The following is a 21,152-nucleotide window of genomic DNA, read 5'->3' as shown; positions in this document are numbered from 1 at the left end:
CGTTACCCTACCAACTACCTAATCGGCCGCAGACCCATCCTTGGGCACCCCGAAGGGTGTTTCGGTGAAGCACCATTCCAGGCCGCATCACCTATCCAGGTTTATCCCCAGTTTCCCGGGGTTATCCCGGTCCCAAGGGCAGGTTATCCACGTGTTACTGAGCCGTTCGCCACGAACACAAGGTTCGTTCGACTTGCATGGCTTAATCGAACCCCAATAGCAGTAGCCTCCGCCAGGATCAAACGGACTTAAAGGAGTTGTTTCGGGGAGCTTACTGCTCCATCCTTTCGTGATGGGAATTCACCACTACTCTGGCTCTCTGTATCCTGCATCAAACCGCAACTGTTCATTGCGGTTCTCATGATCGTGATATGCTTTACCATGGTTATGAACCGGGTCAATCACCGCAAGCCTTCATGGTTAAGCTCATGAACCCGCGCCACTGGACAAACCATGGCACACCCAGTACACACCCCCCCACCAAACACAAACAAAATCGAAAAAATTGCAAAGCAGTGATTTTGGAATAAAAATTATTGAATAAAAATTAAGAAGTGCAACTCTTCAGAAGTAAAAACATAGAGCTCAAAACAGAAAAAAATCAAACCTGAAAAAATCTTAAAGACGCCGGGGACGGGATTTGAACCCGCGAGATCCAAAGGATCATTGGCTTAGCAGGCCAACGCCGTACCAGACTGGGCCACCCCGGCCTTATTAAACCTATCTGTGTTCAGCATTATAAGTTTTTCGTTCATTGGATTTCTAAATGGATGGGCACGTTCAGGGGTTGACAGACCTTCCATCTACCGGTGATCCCGCTGACTGACTCCACCCCGTTAATCCACAAGCATCAGCTGTCCATGGTAGAGCTGCTCCTTTCCAGACCTGACCCGTTCCCATGGCCAAGATGGTTCACCCTGACCCTCCAGTCAGGGCCCCATCACCACTGATCCTGCGGGACGAGGCTTCGACACCAATCAGCAGGGCCGATAAACAGTCGATCAGCCGCCCCCTGAACTTCGACCGCGCCGTATAGGGGATTTGCGCTTACAGAGGACCCCTAACCCTCCAGTCTAGCCCATTGTATCCATTATACTAAGTAGTATTTTAATGTTTCTATGGACATATCAGAACCCCCGGATCTCTTTAACGGGATGCTATCATCATCCCATTTATAGAAGGCAGCAGATTGCACCGGTAAAATAACTGGTAAAATAATTAAGGTAATATTCCATATTAATTCCATGGATACACTGATAGCAATGAGTCTCATTCTGAGCCTCTACATGGCCTTCAACATTGCTGCAAACGATATAGGTAACTCTGTGGGTACCGCTGTTGGTAGTGGTTCGCTCAGGATGAAAAAGGCCCTCCTCCTGGGGGGATTCTTTGTATCAGTTGGGGCACTGTTCCTTGGTGGGAGCGTCATAAGAACAATAAGTGAAGGGATAATCCCCCAGGGGCTCCTTAGCCCTAAAACAGCCCTTGTTATAACATTAACATCATCAATCTGGATAACCTTCACCATCATAAAAAAGATACCCATTTCAGGTTCCGATGCCATTGTGAGTTCAGTTATTGGTGCTGGAATAGCAAGCATAGGCATTCAGAACATTAGAACAGACGTTGTAGGCTTCATAGTGCTGAGCTGGGTTATGTCACCACTTGCAGGCCTTCTCACGGGATTCTTGATCTACATATCCATCAGAAGGGTTTTAATAAAACCTCTTCAGGGTATGGGTATGAGGGACAGACTCGAAAAGGTATTTTCATATCTTCAGATACTGAGTTCCTCGTTTTCAGCACTTAACCTTGGGGCCGTTGATATAGCAGTTGCAACAGGCGTTTTATTTGCAACAGGCTACACCGGCGGATACTGGATTCGAATACTGGGGGCTCTGGGGCTTGCTTCAGGAATTCTGCTGGCTGGCAACAGGGTTACGGAAACAATTGGAAGAAGAATAACAGACCTCACACCAAGCAGGGGCTTTGCAGCCCAGCTATCAGCGGCAATTATTGTTTACCTCTTTCTGGGTTATGGTATGCCTGTCTCGCCAACACAGACCCTTGTGGGATCGGTGATAGGTGTTGGGATTGCACATGGGACATCAACAGTTGAGTATGACGTGATAAGGCACATAGCATACACCTGGATAGTCACGATACCCACATGCGTCGTCCTATCAGCTGCAATTTACATTATCACAGGATTTATATGACCATTAAAGGCTTTTGAGGGCCCTTATAATGTCCCCATCGGCAATTATCCCCACCATCTCACCATCGGACATGACAACAAGCTGATTTATTATTCCCTCATCCGAGGAGTAGTCATTCATCTTCTCAATGGCGTCACCAAGTGTCTCATCAGGGGCCACCGTGGCAACATCCCTGACCATGACCTCCCCGACTGTTGTGCCAAGTTCATAGTTGTCAAGTATCAGGTTGTGTCCAAGGTCTGAAGCAGTTACGATTCCAACAAGTTTCCCCTCCTCAAGGACTGGGAGAGCACTTATCCTGTGCTTCATCAGTTTCTCAAATGCAAAAACCACGTCTTCAGATGGTTCAACAGTCATAACATTCGTTGTCATTACGTCCTTAACCTTAACTTCATTCAGCTTTTTCAGCACCTTTCTCTCCTCCCTTAACACTGGTTTTCGTCAGTGATTTTATAATTGAGTCTATCGTGGTTACAACATCTATATTCTCAATAACAGGCACGTTGTGTTTCTTTGCCTGACTTTCAATGTATCTGTGAATTCTTCTTATTGCCCAGAAGTAACTTATATACCTTTTAAGAGGTCTCCTGGCCCACATCTGTCTGCAACGTGAATAGAACCTTCCCTTATGTACGTTCTCGTCTGAGACAGTGAGGACAAACATTGCAACATTTTCCTTGTTTATGAGGTCATCCCTTATAAATCCAGGGACTATATGCACGCCCTCAATCACTATGCTTATACCCTCTGTGAGGGCCCTCTCAATTACAGCCTCCACACCGATGCTCACAGTGTCCACGTGATCCCTGAATCCGATGAGGACCTCGTCAAGTTCAGGTGGTGGGGGTATTCTGAGGGACTGGTAAGCTGTGTAGCTTGATTCATAGATGGACGGAAGAAGTTCCCTGGAGACTATTTTACGCATTACCTCCCTTATCATGTCGGTACTTATCATGTTCCTTATACCAAGGCGGTTTGCCACCTCAAATGCAATTGATGATGTTCCAACCCCGGAGGCTCCCCCGATGAGTATTATCAGGGGTTCCTTGCACTGCCTTATTCGCCTCCAGAGCATGTACTTCTCTGCTACCTCAGGATCCTCCCTTTTCAGGTGCTCTGAGACCACATCAACTAGTTCCTCTATTGTTATGACATCGACCTTATTCTTTTTAAGGTGAGCCTCAATTCTGGAAGCGAATGTGTATGCCTTGTTAGGGTCCATCTCTGCCCTGGTCAGTGAACGTGCCAGAACGCCCTTGGAGAAGGGCTCCGTGTACTTTTTTCCGCTTACTTCTCCCTGAACCATGATCATGGTCTCACCTCAAAAAGAACTTGTCATAATCTGAAATCCAGTTTTTATATATTTAACTGGATCTGAGATTTAAAATTTCGGCATTTATGGATCCATCATCTTCAATTTCAATGATGACTGCTCTGCCATCTGAAAGCTGTCCCGGGTTGACCACGATGGTTTCACCTATACGGTCCACTCCAGGTGACTCGTGGATGTGGCCACAGATGTTCAGGGAGGGCTGGTGTTTTTCTATAACATCCCTCACACCCCTGCTTCCAACGTTATCCCCGGAGGGGATCCTATCAAGTGATGTTCCATGTGGCGGTGCATGGGTTACAAGAATAAGAACATCTCCTTCACCAGACTTTTCCATGAGGTCGTCCAGTTCCTCTTTTATTTCATCCTCAGCCAGTTCAAGGGGTGTGTTGAATGGTGTTGGGTTTGAACCCCCAAGACCGCATATGCCTATATCCTTGATGTTAATTGATCTTCCATGGATATTCACTGCCTTTGAGTTTTCTATTTTAGCCACAGCCCCATGAGGATCACAGTTCCCGGGAATGGCAACTACAGGGATGTTATGGGATGCCAGGTCATTCAGGAGCTCCTCCACGAGTTCCGCAGGCCCGAAGTGTGTTATGTCACCTGCCACAACAATGAGGTCAACCCTGTTATCCACTATAAACCTGTGAAGTTCAGGTATGTTTGAACCATGAAGATCACTTACAGCGAGGATTTTCATGAAAAATCACACTCCATATTATTCCCTGAAGAAGGAGCCTATCTCCTTTAAACCCTTTTTTATGTCCTCTGAGTCGCCATAAACGGCTATAAGATCGTCTTCTTCAAATTCAATTATAAGGCTGTGGGTCTCGGCGATATCCTGAACCCTGTCCTCGGCTATTGGTTCCTTGAGGTGCACCCTTGCAGCTGCAAATCCTGGTGGTGCTCCTACAATAAACCTTGACTTTGTTTCAGGGGGTTTGTGGACCTCCTCCCCCCTTGAGGCCCTCTTTAATTTTTCAATCCATTCCTCAGGGTAATCGGGGGCCACTGACTCTGCAAGTTCAAGGAGTTTCTCCTGAATTGAGTTGAGCATATCGTTTATTCTCTTAAGCTCCCTGATCATTTCAGGGTTTTCTGTATCTGATTTATAGAAGTTGATTGATGTCCTCACAAGCCTTATGTCCTCTGTAATTTCCACCGGGACATCAACATCCTTCTTTCGAAGGTCGGTGAGGAGTTCAACAAGCACAAACCATGTCTGTTCAACAGGGAGTGTCATAGATGTCCTTCCAGAATTTTTAGGGTTGTGTGGTTTATCTTTGCACCTGCCTCTTCAAGTTCCTTTCGGATCTCCTCAACATTACTGTAGGAGCTGAGGATAAGCACATGGTTGCTCTGTGTGCCCTGTATGGACAGTATGGCCACCTCGTCGTCATCAGATAATTCCTTCTTCTCAAGGCCCGCCTTGTAGTCCACAAAGGGCTTGAATTCTTCTGGAAGATCCTTCAAAGTAAATATTCCCTTTAAAGTAGCTATAAACAAAAAAACACCTCACTTTATGGGATTTTAATCCCTGAAAAAAATAATTAATTTGTGGTCTTAACCGCTTCCAGGTGCAAGACGGTCGAGTTCCTCGAGCTTTTCAAGGCACTCGTCGACGCATACCTGGTGGGCGTCAACCACAAGGTCCTCTTTTGGAAGACCCATTGCAAGTCCAAGTAGCTGTGCAAGGTGAAGTACCGGTATGTCAAATTCCTCGCCGAACTTGTCCTTTATCTCCATCTGACCAACGTCAAACTGGAGGTGGCAGAATGGGCAGACGTTTACTATTGCGTCAACACCGGCTTCCTTCATGTTTGTGAGTTTTTCCCTGGTGAAGTCAAGTGCGACGTCAAGGTCCCTTGATCTCACTCCGCCACCTGCACCGCAGCACATCATCTTGTCCTTGTATTCAACGGATTTTGCTCCGGTTACCTCAACAATCTCATCCAGTATAGTTGGTCTTTCAGGGTTGTCTATGTTTATCTCATCGCTTGGTTTGAGGAAGTGGCATCCGTAGTGCACTGCAACGTTGAGGTTGAGGGGTTTTTCGACTATTTCCGCAAGTTTGTCCAGGCCAACCTCGTTGTATAGGACCTCTGCAAAGTGTCTGACGTTGATTTCTCCCTTGTATTCCCTTCCTGCTTCTTTGAGGATTTCATTGATTTTTGCCTTCATCTCCTCGTCTTCCTTGAGGAGGTGGTTTGTCTCAAAGAGTGAACCGAAGCATCCGTTACACTCGGTCATGATGTCTGCGCCCATGTCCTCAGCAATGGTTATGTTCCTTGCTGCTATTGCGGCCCATGTTGTTTTATCGAATGAACCGAATACCCCTGGTGCTGGACAGCAGGATGCACCTTCCATGTCCTTAAGTTCGATTCCGAGTTTATCGAATAGAACCCTTGTTGCCTTTTCAATTCCAGGGTACCTGTTGTTCATGATACATCCTAAAAAGTATGCGATTTCCATTTGCATGCCTCCTTATTCAAGTTCACCTGTTTCCCAGTTGTAGCCTATTAACTGGTCAAAGCCTGTTGCCTTGATGATTTTCTGAACCTCTTCAAGTGCTTCAGGGAACTGGTGTGTTGTTGGTGGTAGTTCTCCAAGGCCAACAGCCTTTCGGAGCTCCATTGTTGCGTCGTTGATTGGTACTCCGTGACCTGTTTTTATAACGAATGATCCAACTGCCTTGTGTGCTGGTGCCATGAATCCTGCTTTGGCTGCTTCGTTCCTTGCAAGTTTCACGACATCCACGATTCTGACCTTACGTGGGCACCTTTCCTGGCATGCGTAGCATGTTGTGCACATCCAGAGGGTTGGATCTGAGATTATTTCATCCTTTAATCCAACATTAGCCTTCCTTATTATCTGTCTTACCCTGTAAGGGGTTCTTCTTCCAGATGGGCAGGATCCTGTGCATGTACCGCACTGGAAACAGTATTCCAGACTGTCACCGCCTGCGGCCTTTATTTTTTCGGAGAACTCCTTGTCAATATTACCCTTTCTGATTATGTTTTCTTCTCTCTGCAGTAGGGTCATTATATCACTCCTTTCGCTTTTCTCCTCTTCCTCCTCTGATTCCTCTTCAGAATCAGAATCCTCCGAAGAGTTTTCATCCTCAACTACCTCCTCATCTTCATGGGAGGTTTCAGCAGTTTCTTCAGATTTATCCTCCTCAACATCTGCAGTCACAGGTTCTTCAGCTGATGCTTCCTCAGAGGCCTCCACAGGTTCTTCAACCTTTTGAGGTTCCTCTGATTTTTCTGTTTCTGCAGCTTCAGAGGGTTCATCTGAAGATTTTTCTTGAGGTTGAGGTTTTTCTTCCTGTTTAATGGACTCTGTTGGGGTCTCTGTTTTCTCTGGCTCCTCTGTTTTACTGTCCTCTTCCTTCTTCTCACCCATCAACATTTCTTTTAGGCGTTTTAGAACTGACATTGTTTTCACACCCTGAAAGATCCCTGGTTAGCAAACCTCAGATTTTTCTTATTAGACTGTGATTTTTATGGGTATATAAAGATTCCTAAAATCTGCCACTGTGTAACCTTTAAGGTGACACCTGATGATTGTATCCCCGGATACCTGTAAGTGGCAGACGCTACAGGCAATGAACAAACTGTAATGGTTAAGTAATCCCTGAATCCAAGTAATTAACAGACGGTGTAAGCAATGAGCAAGACTGAATACCAGATAAAATTACATGACGGACCCGGAAGGCTTGGTCTTCTCGGAGATTCTGAAACGCCTCTACTTGTTAAATATGAAAGGATGGATATCGCCCCATATGAAACCATCCCGCACAATGTACCGCGGGAAATCGCAGAGTGGGGTGTCAGTGAAACCCTGGAGATGGCCTCTGAATCCGATGCAGAATACGCATTCATACATGGATCCCGCTACACTGACCTCAGAGTAAGATGTGCCCTTGAACTTGAGGAGATCGGTTTCAGAAAACTCGTAGTGGCAAATATGGATGAACTGCTCCAGAGACCCATGGATATGGTTCGAATTCTGACCGGGATACGTGAGGCCATAAAACCTGAGACCATGCTGTGTTCAACATTCACCCCTCCCGCTTTCATCCCCCTCCTCGCATATATGGGTGTGGATGTGTTCTCAGATGCCGCAGCAGAGTTCTATGGTATGATAAACGTTCTGCTCACAGAGACCCATACCTACCCACTGAACACCTACAGGATCTACAGTTACAGCAGAGAGGAACTGATTGAAAGGAACAGGCTGACACTTGATCTTGTGCTGCGGGAGGTCCGTGAACACATAAAGAATGGTACACTGCGGAACCTCGTCGAGGAGCGTGCCGCCTCCTCGCCCCAGAACATGTCTGCACTCAGAACACTGGACCATGAAATGCAGGAATTCCTCCAGAAGTACACACCCCTCTACTGATAGGGGTTTTTTTCAGTGCCCTGGTGTCGCTATTATAAGATAATGGTAGGGTCCTGCATCCTCCACGGAATCCACAGTGAAGCCATGGTCTTCAAGTATCTCGATGACCTCATCCTCCGATAACCTCAGATCCATGTGTGGCCCCGGAGTTCCCGCTACCTTTTTAAAATCAACCACCACCAGCCTTCCCGTCCCGCTGAGGAGTCTTTTGACCTCTGACATCAGTGGTTCAACCTCGCCGTTGACCACTATCCCATGGAAAACGTTGGCCATGAAGTAAACATCAACCACCCCATCGGAAACCGGCAGTCTATGGGTTATATCTGCAACCAGAGGTACTATGTTACTCCTTCTACCTATCCTGGACCTCAGTTTCTCAACCGATTCTGGATATATATCAACCGCAATGACCATTCCCTCATCACCAACAGCAGATGCCGCTTCAAGAGAAATAAAGCCATCACCACAGCCAGCATCAAGAAAAGTGTCCCCAGCCTTCAATGGAAGCATATCAATGAGCTTTTTAGCATCTATGAGGTCCCTTGTCGATTTACCCGCATCGACATGAATCTTCCGGACCATATTAACCCCATATTATGTTTCTCTTTTCCTATGTAAAAGTGTTCGCAATCCGGATCCACTTAACACCCCCTTCATTACACTGTAACTAGTTAACACCAAGAACATGAAGTGTTCCAGACACTGAGGCACTTATAAATAGGTGCCCGGAGAGAATTATTAAATGGTGTTTTAATATGATAGAGAAGATGGAGCTCACCATGACAAACGGCACGGTGCACCACTTCAAGAGGGGGGAGTTTGGGGTGGAAAATATAAAGGTTGATAAGGAGAAGTGCTTTATACTGGTGAGCTTCTCTGAGAGGGAGTTCGGTAAAAGGGAGATAATAATACCCCTACAGAACGTTGAAAAGTGCGAATACCTCCTCAGGTGATGTGAAGATCAGATTATCATTCCCTCCACAATGGAGCGGGGCGCGCCTGCAACCTCAACAAGGTACTCGGCCTCTATGAAGTGGAGCCCCGCCGGGACAACAAGACAGTGAAGTGGATTCCCAAAGTCCTCCTTAAGAAGTGATGATATTGCATCAGCCCTCACCAGGGGCCTTTCAGAGCCGGCCCTTGCAATTACAACTGCCAGGGTCTTTTCATTGATTGCGTCATCACCAAGTTTCTCTGATGCCATGAGGAGGTATTCAAGGCCCTCATTTGCAGTCATGTACCTCCTTTTATGGGCCTCTATATCAAGGAGCACCAGTGAATGTGAATCCCTCTCAAGGTTATCCCTTATATTAACGTAGGGGGAGGTTGGGAAGTAATTCTCTGATGTGAACGGTATTGTAATTATCCTCCCGAACTTGTAGGCCTGCAGCCCTGCAAGGCCCGGTGCAGCGGATATTATGGATGATGCATGAATGACCCTTGTCTCCACACCCCTCCTCCTTGCGTCCAGGATCAGTTCCGTATGGGTGGTTGCAACGAGGGGATCCCCCGGGACAAGGAGTGCCACATCGGATTTTTCTGCCTCAATGAGTGGTATCCTTTCCTCCTCGATTTCCTCTCTGCGCAGTATATTTATATTCTTACCGGTTAACTCCTCAATTGCAGATAAACTGGTCCCCTGAAGGATTGCGGTGTAGAATTCGGCGTAAACCCGGTTACAGGCCTTTAAGGCCTTCAGCCCCTTAACTGATATATCACTTTCATCGTAAAGTCCAAGTCCAATTATGTAAAGCATCTCTCACCCTCTCAATAATATCATAACGTTATTTTGATATAATGTTTCAGAAAAACCAGTATATAAGTGGCTTAAAGTGTAACAGGAAGTTCACCATGAAGGGTTTAAAGGTTCCAAAGAAGAACGCCAATGATATAATCAGGATTTTAACTGAGAGGTCTCTCCTGAACAGGGATTACAGGATAAAGAGGGATGAAAACCATGTTTACATACCCCTTATCGACACTGGGGTTGCAGGGGAATTTGATGATGTTGAGGTCATAGATGATGTGTTTGAGAGAAGTAAACGATCCCCGAGAAGTTTTACTGACATGCTGAAATCCAGGATCCCTGAGGATGCACTTGCATCCATCAGACGGTCCTTTGATATAATAGGTGATACCGTTATCCTTGAAATACCAGAGGAGCTCCATGAGTACAGGCATGCAATAGGTGAGGCTGCCCTGAAATTCACGGGGAGGAGTGCCGTTTACATGAAGAGGAGTGGGGTGAAGGGTGTTACAAGGACGAGGGAACTTGAACTCATTGCAGGTTCTCCTGTATCTGAAACCATCCATAGGGAGTACGGAAGCCGCATAAAGGTTGATATAAGGAGTGTGTACTTCAGCCCCCGCCTTGCCAATGAGAGGGAGATCGTTGCCAGACAGGTGAAGGAGGGGGAGGTTGTCCTTGACATGTTCGCAGGTGCCGGGCCCTTTGCAGTTGCAGTTGCAAGGCATGGGAAAGCATCAAGGATATATGCGGTTGACATAAACCCCGCTGCCGTTGGTTACATCAGAGAAAATGCCCGTCTGAACCGGGCAGAGGACATGATAGTCCCTGTTGAGGGCGATGTGAGGGAGTTCCTGGAGGATAAGGAGTGCCTTGCAGACCATGTGATCATGAACCTCCCGGGAACTGCCTGTGAATTTCTTGATGACGCCATCCGGGCTGTCAGGGATGGGGGCATCATACACTACTATGAATTTTCAAGGGACTTTGAAACCCCTGTGAAATGCCTGAAGGACGCCGCAGCGCCCTTTGAAGTGGAGATCCTGGATAGGAGAAGGGTGAAGTCAAGGAGTCCCGGTGTGTGGCATATTGGCATCGACGCCAGAATAAAAAAGAGGTGAAATCAGAACGGCTCCACTAAGAACAAACCAACATTATACCCTAAAAGAGCTGAAATCACAATGGATCCACGATACCCTCCTCTGTTATGATGCCGTCTATAAGATCAGAGGGTACTATGTCAAAGGCGGGGTTGATGGCCTCTGTATTTTCAGGGGCTATCCTGCAGCCACCATAATAGAGAACCTCCTCAGCACCCCTCTCCTCTATCTCAACATCATAAATTGAATTTTCCCTGTCAAAGGTGCTGAGGGGTGCTGCAACATAAAAGGGTACATTGAACCGTTTTGCCGCGAGTGCAACCATGAGTGACCCTATCTTGTTTGCCACACCACCCTCTGCCACACGGTCAGCGCCTATTATAACCTTATCTATCATTCCCCTCTGCATGAGGTACCCTGCTGCAACGTCCGCTATCAGTTTAACAGGTATGCCCTCCTGCTGCATCTCCCAGACACTCAAACGGGCACCCTGCCCCACTGGTCTCGTCTCATCACATATGACCATTACATTCTTTCCCTGATCCCTGGCGGCCCTCACAACGCCAAGGGCCGTTCCGTAGTCAACACAGGCAAGGGCACCTGCATTGCAGTGGGTTAAGATTGTATCGCCATCATGGATTATGCTGGCCCCATGAGCCCCTATGGCCCTGTTGGTCTCCATATCCTCCCTGTAAATCTTCAGAGCCTCATCAAGTGGGGAACCAGCTTTCATAACACGTTCCACCGCCCAGAAAAGGTTCACAGCAGTTGGCCTTGACGACCTTATCTCCTCTGCAGCAATTTCAGTGTCCTCGCCTGCAAGGTCTGCCAGGGCAACTCCAAACGCTGCTGTTACCCCAATAGCCGGGGCTCCCCTTACAACCATGTTTTTTATTGCATATATGACGTCCCGGTAGTTTTCACACTGAAAGTACTCCAGTGAATCGGGAAGTTTTCTCTGATCTATAAGGATGAGTCGATTATCCTTCCATTCCAGTGTCTTCATGGTTATCACAGGATTTTCAGTAGTGGCTCGCGGGTGTCATGTCAAGGTGCTTGTCGGCACCCTTTTTGCCTGGAATGCCGTAGGCGTCTGCCCTGCACTGTGTGCATGCCCTGAATACGGGTATTATCTTTTCAACCTCGTTGCGGACCCTCTCGATCTCTTCACAGGTTGGCCTTGGGTAGTCCTTCATCTCACCCATCGGTATGAGTGGTATAACGTTCATGAGGGAGGCTCCCCTCCTTTTAACCTCCCTTGCAATGTCGACTATGTGTTCATCGTTGAGGCCAGGTATGAGTACACTGTTGACCTTAACAATGATACCCTTCTCTGCAAGTTTCTCTATGCCCTCAAGCTGGTTCCTTGAGAGAACCTCGAAGGCCTCCCTTCCATGGTAGACCTTATCCCTGTAGATCACAAAGGAGTATATCTTCTCACCTATATCAGGGTCAATGGCGTTCACGGTTACTGTGACAGTGTTAACACCAATCTCTGCCAGTTCATCAGCCTTATCTGGGAGAAGCAGGCCATTGGTGCTGAGGCATTTAAGGAGGTCCGGGAACTTCTTACTGGCCTTTTTGAAGAACTCGAAGGTCTCCTCATTTGCAAGGGCATCGCCGGGTCCTGCAACCCCTATTACACTTATGGGCATCTCTTTCTTAACCTTCTCAACGTGCTTTACTGCATCCTCGGCTGTCATGATCCTTGCAGTGACTCCAGGCCGTTCTTCGCATTCGCTGATATCCCTTGTGCAGAATTTGCAGTGGATATTGCAGCGGGGTGCGATGGGCAGGTGGATCCTTCCAACCCTGTCATGCAGTTTCTCATTGAAGCAGGGGTGCGCCTTTGTTATGTGGGCAAAGCGTGTCTGTCTCTGGTCAGGCATGTTTTCACCTCATATCGTCTATTATCTCCCTGGCCTTTAAAATCCATTCATCCCTGAGCACCTCATCGGTACATACAAGGGCTATTATGTTATCCTCTGAAAGGTCCCTTATAACCCGGAATCCCTCTGGTATTATACGGAATATTGCATCGTATACCCTCTTCCTGAGGTTCATTGAGGGGTCGTGAACCGTCATTCCACGGATATCAGAGATGGGGTCCTCAACCACCACCTCAAAGCGGGATGGCTGCCGTACCCTGCCACGTCCCTGTGTCTCCCAGAGCCTTTCAAGTAACTGTGGAAGGTACGTTTCATCCCTTATCCTCAGGTGGACTGCACCGGTGGCCTTATCCACCTCCATCTCAGCCATGTCCTCAAGGTAAATCGGCTCAGAGGTCCTCTGTGTCTTAACCGCTATGATGAATACCGGCTCTCGAGGATCAACCCATATCCTCAGATCATCCACCGCCCTTACAAGCTGGAGATCCTGTAGAACCTGGCGGGCTATTATCTCATAGACCTCTGCACCCCTGGGGTCGTAGCACTCAACATTTATCCCCATTTTAACCCTCGCTGATGTCTTTCATGCCGGAAACAAGGAGGGCCGCTCCAACTGCGCCTATGTGCTGTGAATAGGGGGGTACGATAACATCGATACCACCCAGGATATCACTTACTGCCTTAACAAGGCCCTCTATAAGGGATGTTCCACCCACCTGTATGAGGGGTTCTCTCACATCTATCTCCTGGAGCTGCTGTTCATATACCTGTTCAGCCACAGAGTGGCATGCAGCTGCTGCTGCGTCCTCCCTTGAAACTCCCGCTGCAAGTGCGGTTACAAGGTCCTGTATACCAAAGACTATGCAGTAGCTGTTGAGCATCGCCTTCCTGTAGTCACCCTTCAGTGCCAGACCACCAAGTTCATCTATCTCCACTCCAAGCCTCCTGGCTGTTATCTCCAGGAAACGTCCTGATGCACCGGCGCAGATACCCCCCATGGTGAAGTTGTCGGGTATGCCATCGTTTACTGTTATGACCTTGTTGTCCATACCCCCTATATCAAGGACCGTTGCCTCCCCCTTCTGGTGGTCTGCAAGGAACACGGCACCCTTGGAGTTTACACTCAGCTCCTCCTGTATGAGGTCGGCCCCGTAATGTTTACCTATGGTTAACCTGCCGTAGCCTGTGACTCCTATCCCATCAAGGTCCTTGAGTGTGTAGCCTGTACCTGCCAGGGCCTCCTCTATACCCTTCTCTGCGGAGCCAAGTACATCGGTTGTGGGGAGCCATCCTGTCCCTATGACCTCGTTATCCTCCATCAGAACTACCTTGGTGGTTGTTGAACCTGAATCGATTCCAAGGGTGAGGCCCTCCTGTTTCTCCCTTGCAAGTATGCTCTTCCTTGCCACTATTGTGGAGAGTGCCTCCATACGTATGAACAGCTCATCGGCCTTTGTTCTCTCTGTGAAGGAGTAGGTTACAACAGGGAGCCTTGTGTTCTGCTGTATGAACCTCCTTATCTCGTTCCTTACAAGGGCCCCCTCTGCGCATCTGAAGCATGTTGCTATGAAAACCGCGTCGGCATCTGTTTTGCCCTCAACGATTGACATTGCCCTTGCTATCATGAGTTTTATGCTTGAACTGGCGCAGTTGAACCCAAATTTTTCATAGGCCTCGTCTATGTAGTCAAGGTCGGCCTCGGGGATCACTATTTCGGCCCCGAAAGTCCTCGCTGCCTTTTCAATTTCCTTCTGAACACCGCTGTAGTCGGTTCCGCATGAAATCTGGGCTATTTTAACCATTTTGAGCCTCCAGTTCGTCCAGGAATTTGTTTATCCTGTTAACTACATCTATTGTCTCTTCCCTTGTTGTGGGGTATTTAAGTTCAAGTGTGGGTATGCCCTTCTTTCTGAGCTGGAATACGCAGAGTTCATTGGTCCTTGCGCATCCTATGCATCCAAAACCAAAGGGGGCCTCCTCCATTATTATGGCGGCATCCGCCTCCTCTATGAGGGGTCCCAGGATTGCCATTCTCCCCCGCACACCTGAGGGAACCTCTATTGCCGCGTACTTCAGGCCCTTTATTGGGTCCTCCTCGGTTATGTTAAAGGGTGGTGAATCGATTTCAGGATCTGTGACCTTCTTTCTGATTTCCTTCTGGATTACAAGGGGCTCATGTCCCCTTCTTTCAACAAGATCTGCAAGTATAAGTGAATTCGGTGGAAATATCGCTATTTTCAATAGAATTCCCCCCTGTCTTCCTCCTGGGGTCTTCTGGCTATTTCAACCATGTCCGTGAAGAGACCCTTTGTGGCATCAACTATTCCCACTGCACAGAGTACCTCGCCCTTCTCCTTCAGCGGTACCACGACCACGGGTATTCCCTTGTAGGGTCCCCTCGCAGGTGTCTCCCTTGCTATCTCCCCTGATTCAAGGACCTTTTCAAGTACGGGTCCAGTGTAGCTGTCATCGATCACCTTGCCGTCCTCTATTCGAAGACCCTTTGCTTCCCGGCTCCTTATTGTGAGGGGAAGACGACTTACAAGTTCATGTATACACATTCCAAGTTCCTTGAGTTCCTCTCCAGTGGATGATGAAGTTATTTTCATTTTGATCAGCCCTATGTTTTCTGTCTGGATTTCAGACTCCTCTCAACTACATCGCGGAATTCATCAACAGAAACCTTCTCCTTTTTTTCGGGTTCGGCCTTCTGGGGCCTTTCAAGGGCCTCACCCACGTATCCGAGTAGTTTGAATTCCTTTTCAAGCTGATGGTAACCCTCCCTGGCTGCCCCTCTGTGTCCTCTGCATCGCCTGGGGTCCCCAGGAGGGAACCCCCTCTCCTTTGTGAATATGTTGGCCGGGTCCAGGCTGCGTATTTTCCTGACAGCCTCCATCACAGTCTCTGTGTCCCCATGAACCAGCGCACCGTAACATGTTGATTTTATGGTCAGTGGCAGTCCAAGAAGGTGGAGCCTCTGGATGAGTTCAGAGGAGCTCAGCCTTGATGATGGCCCAAGTATTATCATTCTTGTTGATTCCTCATGGTTTTTTTCTTTCCCGGACATACACCGTATCCCCCTCTTTGAATTTTTCAACATTTTCAAGGCCCTCTGTGATTCTGCCTATTATGTTGGTGCCGTTGAATGGTTCCCCTGTTGGGCCGTATTCATCGTTGTCCTCGAGTCTAACACCAACCATACCTATGTGTCTCCTTGACATGTTTGTTATACCAATGCTGCCCTTTTTAACGCAGTTTTCAGGTGTTTTCTCAGGTACAAGGCCCTTTGCCAGGGATCTGTCACCCTCAAACATCACCACCTTCATGCCGGGGAAGGCGAAGTGTACCTTGAGGGATCCTATGGGTGTGTCGATGAGGCCTGTGAGTCTGCGGAAGTACCATGAGGATCTCGGTGCATCAGGGTCAAGTTCAACCTCCAGGATTTTATCCGCCTCTATGCCCACTGTTCTGACCCTTCCTTCCTTAAGTATGTCCATGGTGTATGGTGGGTCCTGGGCCACAACGATTGCATCGTCAGCCATTATCCCATCCCTTATCTGCTCAACACCGTAACCCTTAAGGTACTCCTCTGCATCCTTCTGGGTCATGGATACTGTCATTATCCTGCCGGGTTCGCACTCCACTGTGATGTGGTCTCCTTCCCCTGCTATATCCACCAGTTCCATTCCATCTGTAACGTGTCCTATGAGGTTGTGGGATGGTGTCGAAACCCTGTCCTCCCTGTATATGTAAACCCTTCCAGCACCCCTTCCTGTATTTCGAAGGGTGACAGTACCCCTGTCTCTCTTTGCTATTTTTTCAGGATCCTTTTTTATTCCCTGGAGGGAGTAGAAACCTATGAATGAGTTGGCCTCATAGTCGACCCTCAGTTTCCCCTCCTCCACCATTGTGAAGAAGTGTTCAACAGACTGGGGGGACTCGTGGGATGGTTTTACCTTAACGTGGGTGAATATCTGGTTTCCATCCTCAAGTGGTGTTTCAAGGTCTGTCACCGCGGCGCTCTCAACTATGCTTTTTCTCTCAACCACCGGTTCAACTGACCTTATCACGTCGCGGTCTGTCAGTCTCTCAATGGTTCTTATGCCGCCGGTTACCCTTGCAAAAACACCTCTGTTCTCATCGGGGGCGCCGTATACTGATGAATGGGGGTCCCTGGAGATTATTATGTGGGTTGAATCCGGGCTGAACCCTGAAAGACTCATTATAACCTCATTCTCGTCGTAGAAGTATTCCTTCCTTGACGGCTCCAGTTCTGTTTTTATGGGTCCCATTGAAATCTCAGATGGAGTTGTCCACCTTACACGGAGGTTTTCAAGGTTGCTGTAGACCTCCCTCCATGTCTCAACGATTTCAGGTGCTTCCTCAGGGAGCAGTTCAATCAGGATGCTTCCTGCTGTTGTCTCGATCCGGTATGTATCAATTGTCCTTTCAAGTTCCCTTGTGCCGCTTATGAGACCCACAAGGGCGCCTTCCACGTAGGGGGCTCCTGTAGTATCAATGGCATCCCTCACCGTCGCCCCCTCTGGAAGTTCAACCTCCACTCCATTAACCTTAACAAACATCAGATCTCCCTCATATCTTTTCTTCCATCACACCTGTTATGATGTCCCTTTCAAAGTCAAAGAGAACCCTTTCATCATTATCATGGACTAAGTGGAGTTTCCTGTCGGATATTATCTCCCCGGCGTCTGATGCGGTTATTCCGGCAGACTCGAGCAGTTCAATACATTCAGCAACATTTTCTGGGCGTGCTGTCAGCACAAAACCTGAGCCAGGGTACATTCGAAGCCAGTCCTCCCACTTAACTGATCTGTTACGTGGTATTGATTCCAGTTCCACCCATGCACCCACATCCGATGCCTCAAGCAGCATCCCCAGTGTTCCAAGTGTCCCGGGGTTGCTTATATCCTTACCTGCGGTTACCAGCTTTCTTTCTGCAATGACCGACATTATCTCAATCTGGAACTGCACCTCCTCAGGTGTTTTATGGGTGGTTGTGTCCCAGTTCAGGGAAAATGATGGGTGTGGCCTTCCATCAAGATCTATGCCCACTATAACCCTATCGCCGGGTTCTGCGTCGCAGCTTGTTATGAGCGCATCCTCAGATGCTATACCTGCAATTGAAACATCCAGTGCATCGTAGGGTGTGTCAGGGTGCACGTGGCCCCCCACCATTGGGACTCCAAACTTCTCTGCCCCCTCCCTTATACCCTCCATTACACTGTAACAGGTATCCCGTGAGTTAATTGAGAGAACATTGACCATGCCCACGGGTTTGCCGCCCATGGCTGCAATATCGTTAACATTAACAAGTACCGAACAGTAACCGGCCCAGTGGGGGTCAGCCTCCATCAGCCGCCCCCATATTCCATCCGCTGCCAGTAAAAGAAGTTTTCCGTCGCCGATCCTGATGGCCGATGCGTCATCACCGTAACCGAGATGTGTTTTTCCCGAGACACTGTATGCATCATTAAGAATAGAAACTATATTCTTTATTGGCCGTTTTCTTGTTACACCCTCAAAATTTTTAAGGGAATGGACGATATCATCTAAATCCAATTCCACACCTCTTTTTATCGGTTTAGGTGTATCTCACGGTGTAGCTTGCACCTATATTATCTATAATCTGTAGTAAATCCCTTTTAAAAGTTTCCAAATCATTGGTTTCAATGGTGTCTTTACCCCTGAAGAGCTCCCTGTGGATTCTTTCACCGACTATATCGTCCCATCCCCCCTCAAACTCTATTATGATGGAATCTGCGCATTTGAAGCCCTTTTTAACCACCCTATCTATATCCCCATCTGTTATCCCTATTATGGGAACATCGAACCTGTAGAGTATGTCTGCAGCCACGAGCGTTGTGTCATCTCCAACCGTGACAACAAGATCCGAGTCATGTAGTGTGTATATATCCTCTGCAGCGTGGTTTAAGAAGGAAACCCGGTACTTCTTTTTATTATTCTCCCTTACCTTCACCTTTCTGGGTCTTACCTCGGAGCGGCGGAGAAGTCCCGTCTTTACAACCGCATCCTTCAGGTTAACCCTTCCAAGTTTTTCAACACCGTGTTCCTTTATCTTCCCCCCTATTATCTCACTGATCACTCCGTCCTCTGCAACAAGGGTGACGTCGTCTGATGTTGAGACCCCCACAACTATACCATTTACGAATATGTTCTCATTCTCTGAGACACCCACGAGTCTCCTGTACTCCCTTCTGTCAGGTTTCTGTTCACCGCATGGTTCTCCATGGAAGATCTCCCTGCATACCTCCTCTGGATCCACCATTTCTAGTTCAAGTTCATGTGCCAGTTTCTCTGCGAATGGCTCGGCCTCCTTCTTCCAGGCCACAACACTCCCATCGGGTTCACCGGGTCTTTCTATCTGAACAACTGGCGGTTTTTTTTCTGATCTCTGGAAAACCTTGTATCCAAATCCGTGCCCTGTGATACGGGACTTTCCGTAGTTCATAATGACAACGATGTCGGCGCCCTCATCTGCAAAGAGGTCAACCGATTCACTTGGCAGCCTCTTCTCTGATATGTCTATAACATCCTCAAGGTGGGCGTCATAGACCGCGGTCCTCCCCATGGTGCCCCCGAGTCTTGCCCTGACCTCCCCATATTTTTTTAGAAAATCTATGAGTTCTGCTGCGTATCCTGAGTCAACTATCTGCGGTCCGTGGACAACCACGCCTATCCTCATAATATCACCTGAGCTTCCTGCAAGATCCCCTCTAACGGTGGGATCTGTATCTTTTCTTCTTTATCTCTGAGCCACATATCTCACATTCCTCAAGCTCGTAGTCCTGAGGGTACACCCTCCTGCATCCGATGCATATCTTCCTCCACTGATAGGTCTCCTTTATACCTGATGTGAGGACACTGCTGAAATCTATTCCAAGAATTCTGAGGGTGTTCTGTATTGTATAGTCATCGGTGATTACAGTTACCCCTCCCCTCTTTTTGAGTGAAACGGCAAGTCCTATAACCTCCCTGTCTGTACTGGAGAGTCTCATGGCATCCCCTGATCTGCTGGTGACCTCATCCACCTCCCTCATGCTCTCAGGGTCAGGTTCGATTATTTTGAGTCTGCCATCACTGAGTGCCCTCTCAAGAACCATGACCGATTTGAAGTCCCTTATCTCATCTGTTACAGACTTCACGGTGTAGTTTTCAGTGCCCTCAGGTATGTATCCATTTATGAATGCAGATGCATCAAGAACCCTCTTCATTAAGACCACGTATTAATCAGAGATTATAATATAATAAGTTTCCATTTTTCAGTTTGGTGAAGCATGGTAATAAATTTACCCTCATATGAGTGGATATTCAGGGCTGGGATTTCATGTGTTTCTGTAGGAGAACCCCAGATGCACCCTATCACCGAACATGTGGATAATCTAACATGTGAAAAAAAGTATTACATCAAATTTCTGTAAAATCCCTTAAAACCGCTATTTTCATGTTTAGATGATTTAAAAACCCTTAAATCCAGTTAAAGGTCCCTTAGAACGGTTGAGCCAATCTAACGAAAACTTTATAAATAGTGGTGTCAATATATAGTAAACGGGTAGGGTCCAGGACTTTTAAACTTATTCTGGTCTTTTAAATTGGAATTGAAACCGCCTCCAATCCAATATCAAACCCTACCCAGACCAAACCGCCATAAATTTTTATTACTCTTCTCTCCCTGTCAGAAACGTGAATATACTCATTTTCGCTTACAGAAAAACCAAAAGACTTATAAATAGCGCCCACAATAAATAGCATGTTACATCCACAGTTTATTATTAAAAGACCGGTTGATTGATATGAAAAGTGCCAGCATGGAGGAGCACAGAAGGTCAGCTCCAGAGGACATAATCTGCGGTGTCATCACCCTCAGTGATTCAAAATATGATGAATTCCAAAAAACCGGTGAAATACCCGAAGGTGACCTATCAGGCAGGAAACTCATAGAGGCGCTTTCTGAAAGTTATTCTGTTAACGAATACCGTATAATACCCGATGACAGACATGAACTTCTATCTGCAGTTGATGATATGATAGATAAGGGTATTGACGTTATATTTACCACAGGCGGCACAGGGATCGGAAGTAGAGACATAACAGTGGAGACCCTAAGGGATATCTTTGAAAAGGAACTGGATGGTTTCGGTGAAATATTCAGGCACCTCTCCTTTAAAAAGCTGGGAGCAGGGGCAATACTCAGCAGGGCAACAGCAGGTGTATACAGGAAAACACTTATATTCGCACTTCCAGGGTCCCCCAACGCTGTGGAACTTGGAATTGAAATTGCTGTCCCTGAACTCGGTCACCTTGTTAAGCACCTCAGGGAATAAATATGTTTTCTGAAAGATGCTCCGAGGATCTTGCATCATTTGATTGCCTTTCATAACACAATCATTGTATTAACTGTATTCATTGATTGCT

General features: G+C 47.5%; 26 protein-coding genes, 1 tRNA gene, 1 rRNA gene and 1 other RNA gene. 5 read left to right on the top strand and 24 right to left on the bottom strand.

All coding sequences use genetic code 11. The features are described from left to right. The 3 genes from L5462_RS09045 to ffs all read right to left on the bottom strand — a co-directional run. Nucleotides 1-249 (bottom strand): 16S ribosomal RNA (locus L5462_RS09045); the annotation flags it as partial. A 376-nt stretch (nucleotides 250-625) separates the two neighbouring features. Beyond that, nucleotides 626-710: transfer RNA gene (locus tag L5462_RS09040), tRNA-Ser, on the bottom strand. Nucleotides 711-768: 58 nt separating this feature from the next. Continuing rightward, nucleotides 769-1,084: signal recognition particle sRNA (gene ffs / locus L5462_RS09035), an RNA gene on the bottom strand. Nucleotides 1,085-1,244: 160 nt separating this feature from the next. Here ffs and L5462_RS09030 point away from each other — a divergent pair. Next, nucleotides 1,245-2,219 carry an inorganic phosphate transporter gene (locus tag L5462_RS09030; protein ID WP_237780446.1) on the top strand — a complete coding sequence of 325 codons (975 nt, stop codon included), beginning with the start codon at nucleotides 1,245-1,247 and terminating at the stop codon, nucleotides 2,217-2,219. 3 nt (nucleotides 2,220-2,222) lie between these two features. On the opposite strand, the gene L5462_RS09025 is transcribed toward L5462_RS09030, so the two are convergent. The 7 genes from L5462_RS09025 to hdrC are packed head-to-tail and all read right to left on the bottom strand — an operon-like array spanning nucleotide 2,223 to nucleotide 6,993. Beyond that, the gene (locus L5462_RS09025; protein WP_237780451.1) at nucleotides 2,223-2,591 is read right to left on the bottom strand and encodes a CBS domain-containing protein; all 369 of its coding nucleotides are present in this window, start codon (nucleotides 2,589-2,591) and stop codon (nucleotides 2,223-2,225) included. A gap of 19 nt (nucleotides 2,592-2,610) precedes the next feature. Then, a complete protein-coding gene (locus L5462_RS09020; protein ID WP_237780445.1) occupies nucleotides 2,611-3,531 on the bottom strand; it encodes a 2-phosphoglycerate kinase in 921 nt (306 codons plus the stop codon). A gap of 52 nt (nucleotides 3,532-3,583) precedes the next feature. Continuing rightward, the gene (locus L5462_RS09015; RefSeq protein WP_237780444.1) at nucleotides 3,584-4,255 is read right to left on the bottom strand and encodes a metallophosphoesterase; all 672 of its coding nucleotides are present in this window, start codon (nucleotides 4,253-4,255) and stop codon (nucleotides 3,584-3,586) included. A gap of 18 nt (nucleotides 4,256-4,273) precedes the next feature. Next, a complete protein-coding gene (locus L5462_RS09010; RefSeq protein WP_237780443.1) occupies nucleotides 4,274-4,798 on the bottom strand; it encodes a DUF2096 domain-containing protein in 525 nt (174 codons plus the stop codon). Further along, a complete protein-coding gene (locus L5462_RS09005; protein ID WP_013295278.1) occupies nucleotides 4,795-5,061 on the bottom strand; it encodes a DUF749 domain-containing protein in 267 nt (88 codons plus the stop codon). The genes L5462_RS09010 and L5462_RS09005 overlap by 4 nt, the downstream gene beginning before the upstream one ends. A gap of 57 nt (nucleotides 5,062-5,118) precedes the next feature. After that, a complete protein-coding gene (hdrB, locus tag L5462_RS09000) occupies nucleotides 5,119-6,027 on the bottom strand; it encodes a CoB--CoM heterodisulfide reductase subunit B (RefSeq protein ID WP_237780442.1) in 909 nt (302 codons plus the stop codon). 12 nt (nucleotides 6,028-6,039) lie between these two features. Beyond that, nucleotides 6,040-6,993 (bottom strand): CoB--CoM heterodisulfide reductase subunit C, encoded by a 954-nt coding sequence (gene hdrC, locus L5462_RS08995; protein WP_237780441.1) that lies wholly within the window; start codon nucleotides 6,991-6,993, stop codon nucleotides 6,040-6,042. A gap of 231 nt (nucleotides 6,994-7,224) precedes the next feature. On the opposite strand from hdrC, the gene L5462_RS08990 reads away from it, so the two are divergent. After that, nucleotides 7,225-7,962 (top strand): archaeosine tRNA-ribosyltransferase, encoded by a 738-nt coding sequence (locus tag L5462_RS08990; RefSeq protein ID WP_237780440.1) that lies wholly within the window; start codon nucleotides 7,225-7,227, stop codon nucleotides 7,960-7,962. 12 nt (nucleotides 7,963-7,974) lie between these two features. Here the strand turns inward: L5462_RS08990 and L5462_RS08985 are convergent, their stop codons facing one another. After that, nucleotides 7,975-8,544 carry a class I SAM-dependent methyltransferase gene (locus L5462_RS08985; RefSeq protein WP_237780439.1) on the bottom strand — a complete coding sequence of 190 codons (570 nt, stop codon included), beginning with the start codon at nucleotides 8,542-8,544 and terminating at the stop codon, nucleotides 7,975-7,977. Between the two features lie 173 nt (nucleotides 8,545-8,717). On the opposite strand from L5462_RS08985, the gene L5462_RS08980 reads away from it, so the two are divergent. Continuing rightward, on the top strand, nucleotides 8,718-8,915 hold the full coding sequence (locus tag L5462_RS08980; RefSeq protein WP_013295273.1) for a hypothetical protein: 198 nt from the start codon (nucleotides 8,718-8,720) through the stop codon (nucleotides 8,913-8,915). Nucleotides 8,916-8,923: 8 nt separating this feature from the next. On the opposite strand, the gene dph5 is transcribed toward L5462_RS08980, so the two are convergent. Continuing rightward, the gene (gene dph5, locus L5462_RS08975) at nucleotides 8,924-9,718 is read right to left on the bottom strand and encodes a diphthine synthase (protein WP_237780438.1); all 795 of its coding nucleotides are present in this window, start codon (nucleotides 9,716-9,718) and stop codon (nucleotides 8,924-8,926) included. Between the two features lie 95 nt (nucleotides 9,719-9,813). Between dph5 and L5462_RS08970 the strand changes: the two genes are divergently transcribed. Continuing rightward, the gene (locus tag L5462_RS08970) at nucleotides 9,814-10,830 is read left to right on the top strand and encodes a class I SAM-dependent methyltransferase family protein (protein ID WP_237780437.1); all 1,017 of its coding nucleotides are present in this window, start codon (nucleotides 9,814-9,816) and stop codon (nucleotides 10,828-10,830) included. A 55-nt stretch (nucleotides 10,831-10,885) separates the two neighbouring features. Here the strand turns inward: L5462_RS08970 and mtnA are convergent, their stop codons facing one another. The 12 genes from mtnA to L5462_RS08910 form a co-directional block, all read right to left on the bottom strand. Next, the gene (gene mtnA / locus L5462_RS08965) at nucleotides 10,886-11,815 is read right to left on the bottom strand and encodes an S-methyl-5-thioribose-1-phosphate isomerase (RefSeq protein WP_237780436.1); all 930 of its coding nucleotides are present in this window, start codon (nucleotides 11,813-11,815) and stop codon (nucleotides 10,886-10,888) included. A gap of 16 nt (nucleotides 11,816-11,831) precedes the next feature. Next, nucleotides 11,832-12,698, bottom strand: a complete 867-nt coding sequence (gene nifB, locus L5462_RS08960; RefSeq protein ID WP_237780435.1) for a FeMo cofactor biosynthesis protein NifB — start codon at nucleotides 12,696-12,698, stop codon at nucleotides 11,832-11,834. Nucleotides 12,699-12,702: 4 nt separating this feature from the next. Then, complete coding sequence (locus tag L5462_RS08955; protein ID WP_237780434.1) at nucleotides 12,703-13,260, bottom strand: methanogenesis marker 17 protein; 558 nt, start codon at nucleotides 13,258-13,260, stop codon at nucleotides 12,703-12,705. Between the two features lies 1 nt (nucleotide 13,261). Then, nucleotides 13,262-14,500, bottom strand: a complete 1,239-nt coding sequence (locus tag L5462_RS08950) for a methanogenesis marker 15 protein (RefSeq protein WP_237780433.1) — start codon at nucleotides 14,498-14,500, stop codon at nucleotides 13,262-13,264. After that, nucleotides 14,493-14,939, bottom strand: a complete 447-nt coding sequence (locus tag L5462_RS08945) for a methanogenesis marker 5 protein (protein ID WP_237780432.1) — start codon at nucleotides 14,937-14,939, stop codon at nucleotides 14,493-14,495. Before L5462_RS08945 ends, L5462_RS08950 begins: the two co-directional genes overlap by 8 nt. After that, the gene (locus L5462_RS08940; protein ID WP_237780431.1) at nucleotides 14,936-15,307 is read right to left on the bottom strand and encodes a DUF2111 domain-containing protein; all 372 of its coding nucleotides are present in this window, start codon (nucleotides 15,305-15,307) and stop codon (nucleotides 14,936-14,938) included. Before L5462_RS08940 ends, L5462_RS08945 begins: the two co-directional genes overlap by 4 nt. Before the next feature lie 11 nt (nucleotides 15,308-15,318). After that, complete coding sequence (locus tag L5462_RS08935; RefSeq protein WP_237780430.1) at nucleotides 15,319-15,765, bottom strand: methanogenesis marker 6 protein; 447 nt, start codon at nucleotides 15,763-15,765, stop codon at nucleotides 15,319-15,321. After that, nucleotides 15,740-17,281 carry a methanogenesis marker 3 protein gene (locus L5462_RS08930; protein ID WP_237780429.1) on the bottom strand — a complete coding sequence of 514 codons (1,542 nt, stop codon included), beginning with the start codon at nucleotides 17,279-17,281 and terminating at the stop codon, nucleotides 15,740-15,742. The genes L5462_RS08935 and L5462_RS08930 overlap by 26 nt, the downstream gene beginning before the upstream one ends. 10 nt (nucleotides 17,282-17,291) lie before the next feature. Then, nucleotides 17,292-18,278 carry a methanogenesis marker 2 protein gene (locus L5462_RS08925; RefSeq protein WP_237780428.1) on the bottom strand — a complete coding sequence of 329 codons (987 nt, stop codon included), beginning with the start codon at nucleotides 18,276-18,278 and terminating at the stop codon, nucleotides 17,292-17,294. A gap of 22 nt (nucleotides 18,279-18,300) precedes the next feature. After that, nucleotides 18,301-19,422: a DUF2117 domain-containing protein gene (locus tag L5462_RS08920; RefSeq protein WP_237780427.1), complete on the bottom strand. Its 1,122-nt coding sequence runs from the start codon at nucleotides 19,420-19,422 to the stop codon at nucleotides 18,301-18,303. A gap of 31 nt (nucleotides 19,423-19,453) precedes the next feature. Continuing rightward, on the bottom strand, nucleotides 19,454-19,951 hold the full coding sequence (locus L5462_RS08915) for a type II toxin-antitoxin system VapC family toxin (protein WP_237780426.1): 498 nt from the start codon (nucleotides 19,949-19,951) through the stop codon (nucleotides 19,454-19,456). A gap of 373 nt (nucleotides 19,952-20,324) precedes the next feature. Further along, nucleotides 20,325-20,489 (bottom strand): hypothetical protein, encoded by a 165-nt coding sequence (locus L5462_RS08910; RefSeq protein WP_237780425.1) that lies wholly within the window; start codon nucleotides 20,487-20,489, stop codon nucleotides 20,325-20,327. Between the two features lie 41 nt (nucleotides 20,490-20,530). Here L5462_RS08910 and L5462_RS08905 point away from each other — a divergent pair, with 41 nt between their 5' ends. Beyond that, the gene (locus tag L5462_RS08905; RefSeq protein WP_237780424.1) at nucleotides 20,531-21,061 is read left to right on the top strand and encodes a molybdenum cofactor biosynthesis protein B; all 531 of its coding nucleotides are present in this window, start codon (nucleotides 20,531-20,533) and stop codon (nucleotides 21,059-21,061) included. Nucleotides 21,062-21,152: the final 91 nt, after the last annotated feature.

Source organism: Methanothermobacter sp. K4, from assembly GCF_022014235.1.
In the GTDB taxonomy this organism is placed as follows: domain Archaea; phylum Methanobacteriota; class Methanobacteria; order Methanobacteriales; family Methanothermobacteraceae; genus Methanothermobacter.
The sequence above is the reverse complement of the archived record's forward strand: the minus strand, read 5'-3'. Positions and strand labels throughout refer to the sequence as shown.

What these genes read in the sequence shown, in the direction of transcription:
- L5462_RS09030 (WP_237780446.1), top strand. Translation starts at nt 1,245, where the DNA reads ATGGATACACTGATAGCAATGAGTCTCATTCTGAGCCTCTACATGGCC.
- L5462_RS09025 (WP_237780451.1), bottom strand. Translation starts at nt 2,591, where the DNA reads ATGACAACGAATGTTATGACTGTTGAACCATCTGAAGACGTGGTTTTT.
- L5462_RS09020 (WP_237780445.1), bottom strand. Translation starts at nt 3,531, where the DNA reads ATGATCATGGTTCAGGGAGAAGTAAGCGGAAAAAAGTACACGGAGCCC.
- L5462_RS09015 (WP_237780444.1), bottom strand. Translation starts at nt 4,255, where the DNA reads ATGAAAATCCTCGCTGTAAGTGATCTTCATGGTTCAAACATACCTGAA.
- L5462_RS09010 (WP_237780443.1), bottom strand. Translation starts at nt 4,798, where the DNA reads ATGACACTCCCTGTTGAACAGACATGGTTTGTGCTTGTTGAACTCCTC.
- hdrB (WP_237780442.1), bottom strand. Translation starts at nt 6,027, where the DNA reads ATGGAAATCGCATACTTTTTAGGATGTATCATGAACAACAGGTACCCT.
- hdrC (WP_237780441.1), bottom strand. Translation starts at nt 6,993, where the DNA reads ATGTCAGTTCTAAAACGCCTAAAAGAAATGTTGATGGGTGAGAAGAAG.
- L5462_RS08990 (WP_237780440.1), top strand. Translation starts at nt 7,225, where the DNA reads ATGAGCAAGACTGAATACCAGATAAAATTACATGACGGACCCGGAAGG.
- L5462_RS08985 (WP_237780439.1), bottom strand. Translation starts at nt 8,544, where the DNA reads ATGGTCCGGAAGATTCATGTCGATGCGGGTAAATCGACAAGGGACCTC.
- L5462_RS08980 (WP_013295273.1), top strand. Translation starts at nt 8,718, where the DNA reads ATGATAGAGAAGATGGAGCTCACCATGACAAACGGCACGGTGCACCAC.
- dph5 (WP_237780438.1), bottom strand. Translation starts at nt 9,718, where the DNA reads ATGCTTTACATAATTGGACTTGGACTTTACGATGAAAGTGATATATCA.
- L5462_RS08970 (WP_237780437.1), top strand. Translation starts at nt 9,814, where the DNA reads ATGAAGGGTTTAAAGGTTCCAAAGAAGAACGCCAATGATATAATCAGG.
- mtnA (WP_237780436.1), bottom strand. Translation starts at nt 11,815, where the DNA reads ATGAAGACACTGGAATGGAAGGATAATCGACTCATCCTTATAGATCAG.
- nifB (WP_237780435.1), bottom strand. Translation starts at nt 12,698, where the DNA reads ATGCCTGACCAGAGACAGACACGCTTTGCCCACATAACAAAGGCGCAC.
- L5462_RS08955 (WP_237780434.1), bottom strand. Translation starts at nt 13,260, where the DNA reads ATGGGGATAAATGTTGAGTGCTACGACCCCAGGGGTGCAGAGGTCTAT.
- L5462_RS08950 (WP_237780433.1), bottom strand. Translation starts at nt 14,500, where the DNA reads ATGGTTAAAATAGCCCAGATTTCATGCGGAACCGACTACAGCGGTGTT.
- L5462_RS08940 (WP_237780431.1), bottom strand. Translation starts at nt 15,307, where the DNA reads ATGAAAATAACTTCATCATCCACTGGAGAGGAACTCAAGGAACTTGGA.
- L5462_RS08935 (WP_237780430.1), bottom strand. Translation starts at nt 15,765, where the DNA reads ATGTCCGGGAAAGAAAAAAACCATGAGGAATCAACAAGAATGATAATA.
- L5462_RS08930 (WP_237780429.1), bottom strand. Translation starts at nt 17,281, where the DNA reads ATGTTTGTTAAGGTTAATGGAGTGGAGGTTGAACTTCCAGAGGGGGCG.
- L5462_RS08920 (WP_237780427.1), bottom strand. Translation starts at nt 19,422, where the DNA reads ATGAGGATAGGCGTGGTTGTCCACGGACCGCAGATAGTTGACTCAGGA.
- L5462_RS08915 (WP_237780426.1), bottom strand. Translation starts at nt 19,951, where the DNA reads ATGAAGAGGGTTCTTGATGCATCTGCATTCATAAATGGATACATACCT.
- L5462_RS08910 (WP_237780425.1), bottom strand. Translation starts at nt 20,489, where the DNA reads ATGCTATTTATTGTGGGCGCTATTTATAAGTCTTTTGGTTTTTCTGTA.
- L5462_RS08905 (WP_237780424.1), top strand. Translation starts at nt 20,531, where the DNA reads ATGAAAAGTGCCAGCATGGAGGAGCACAGAAGGTCAGCTCCAGAGGAC.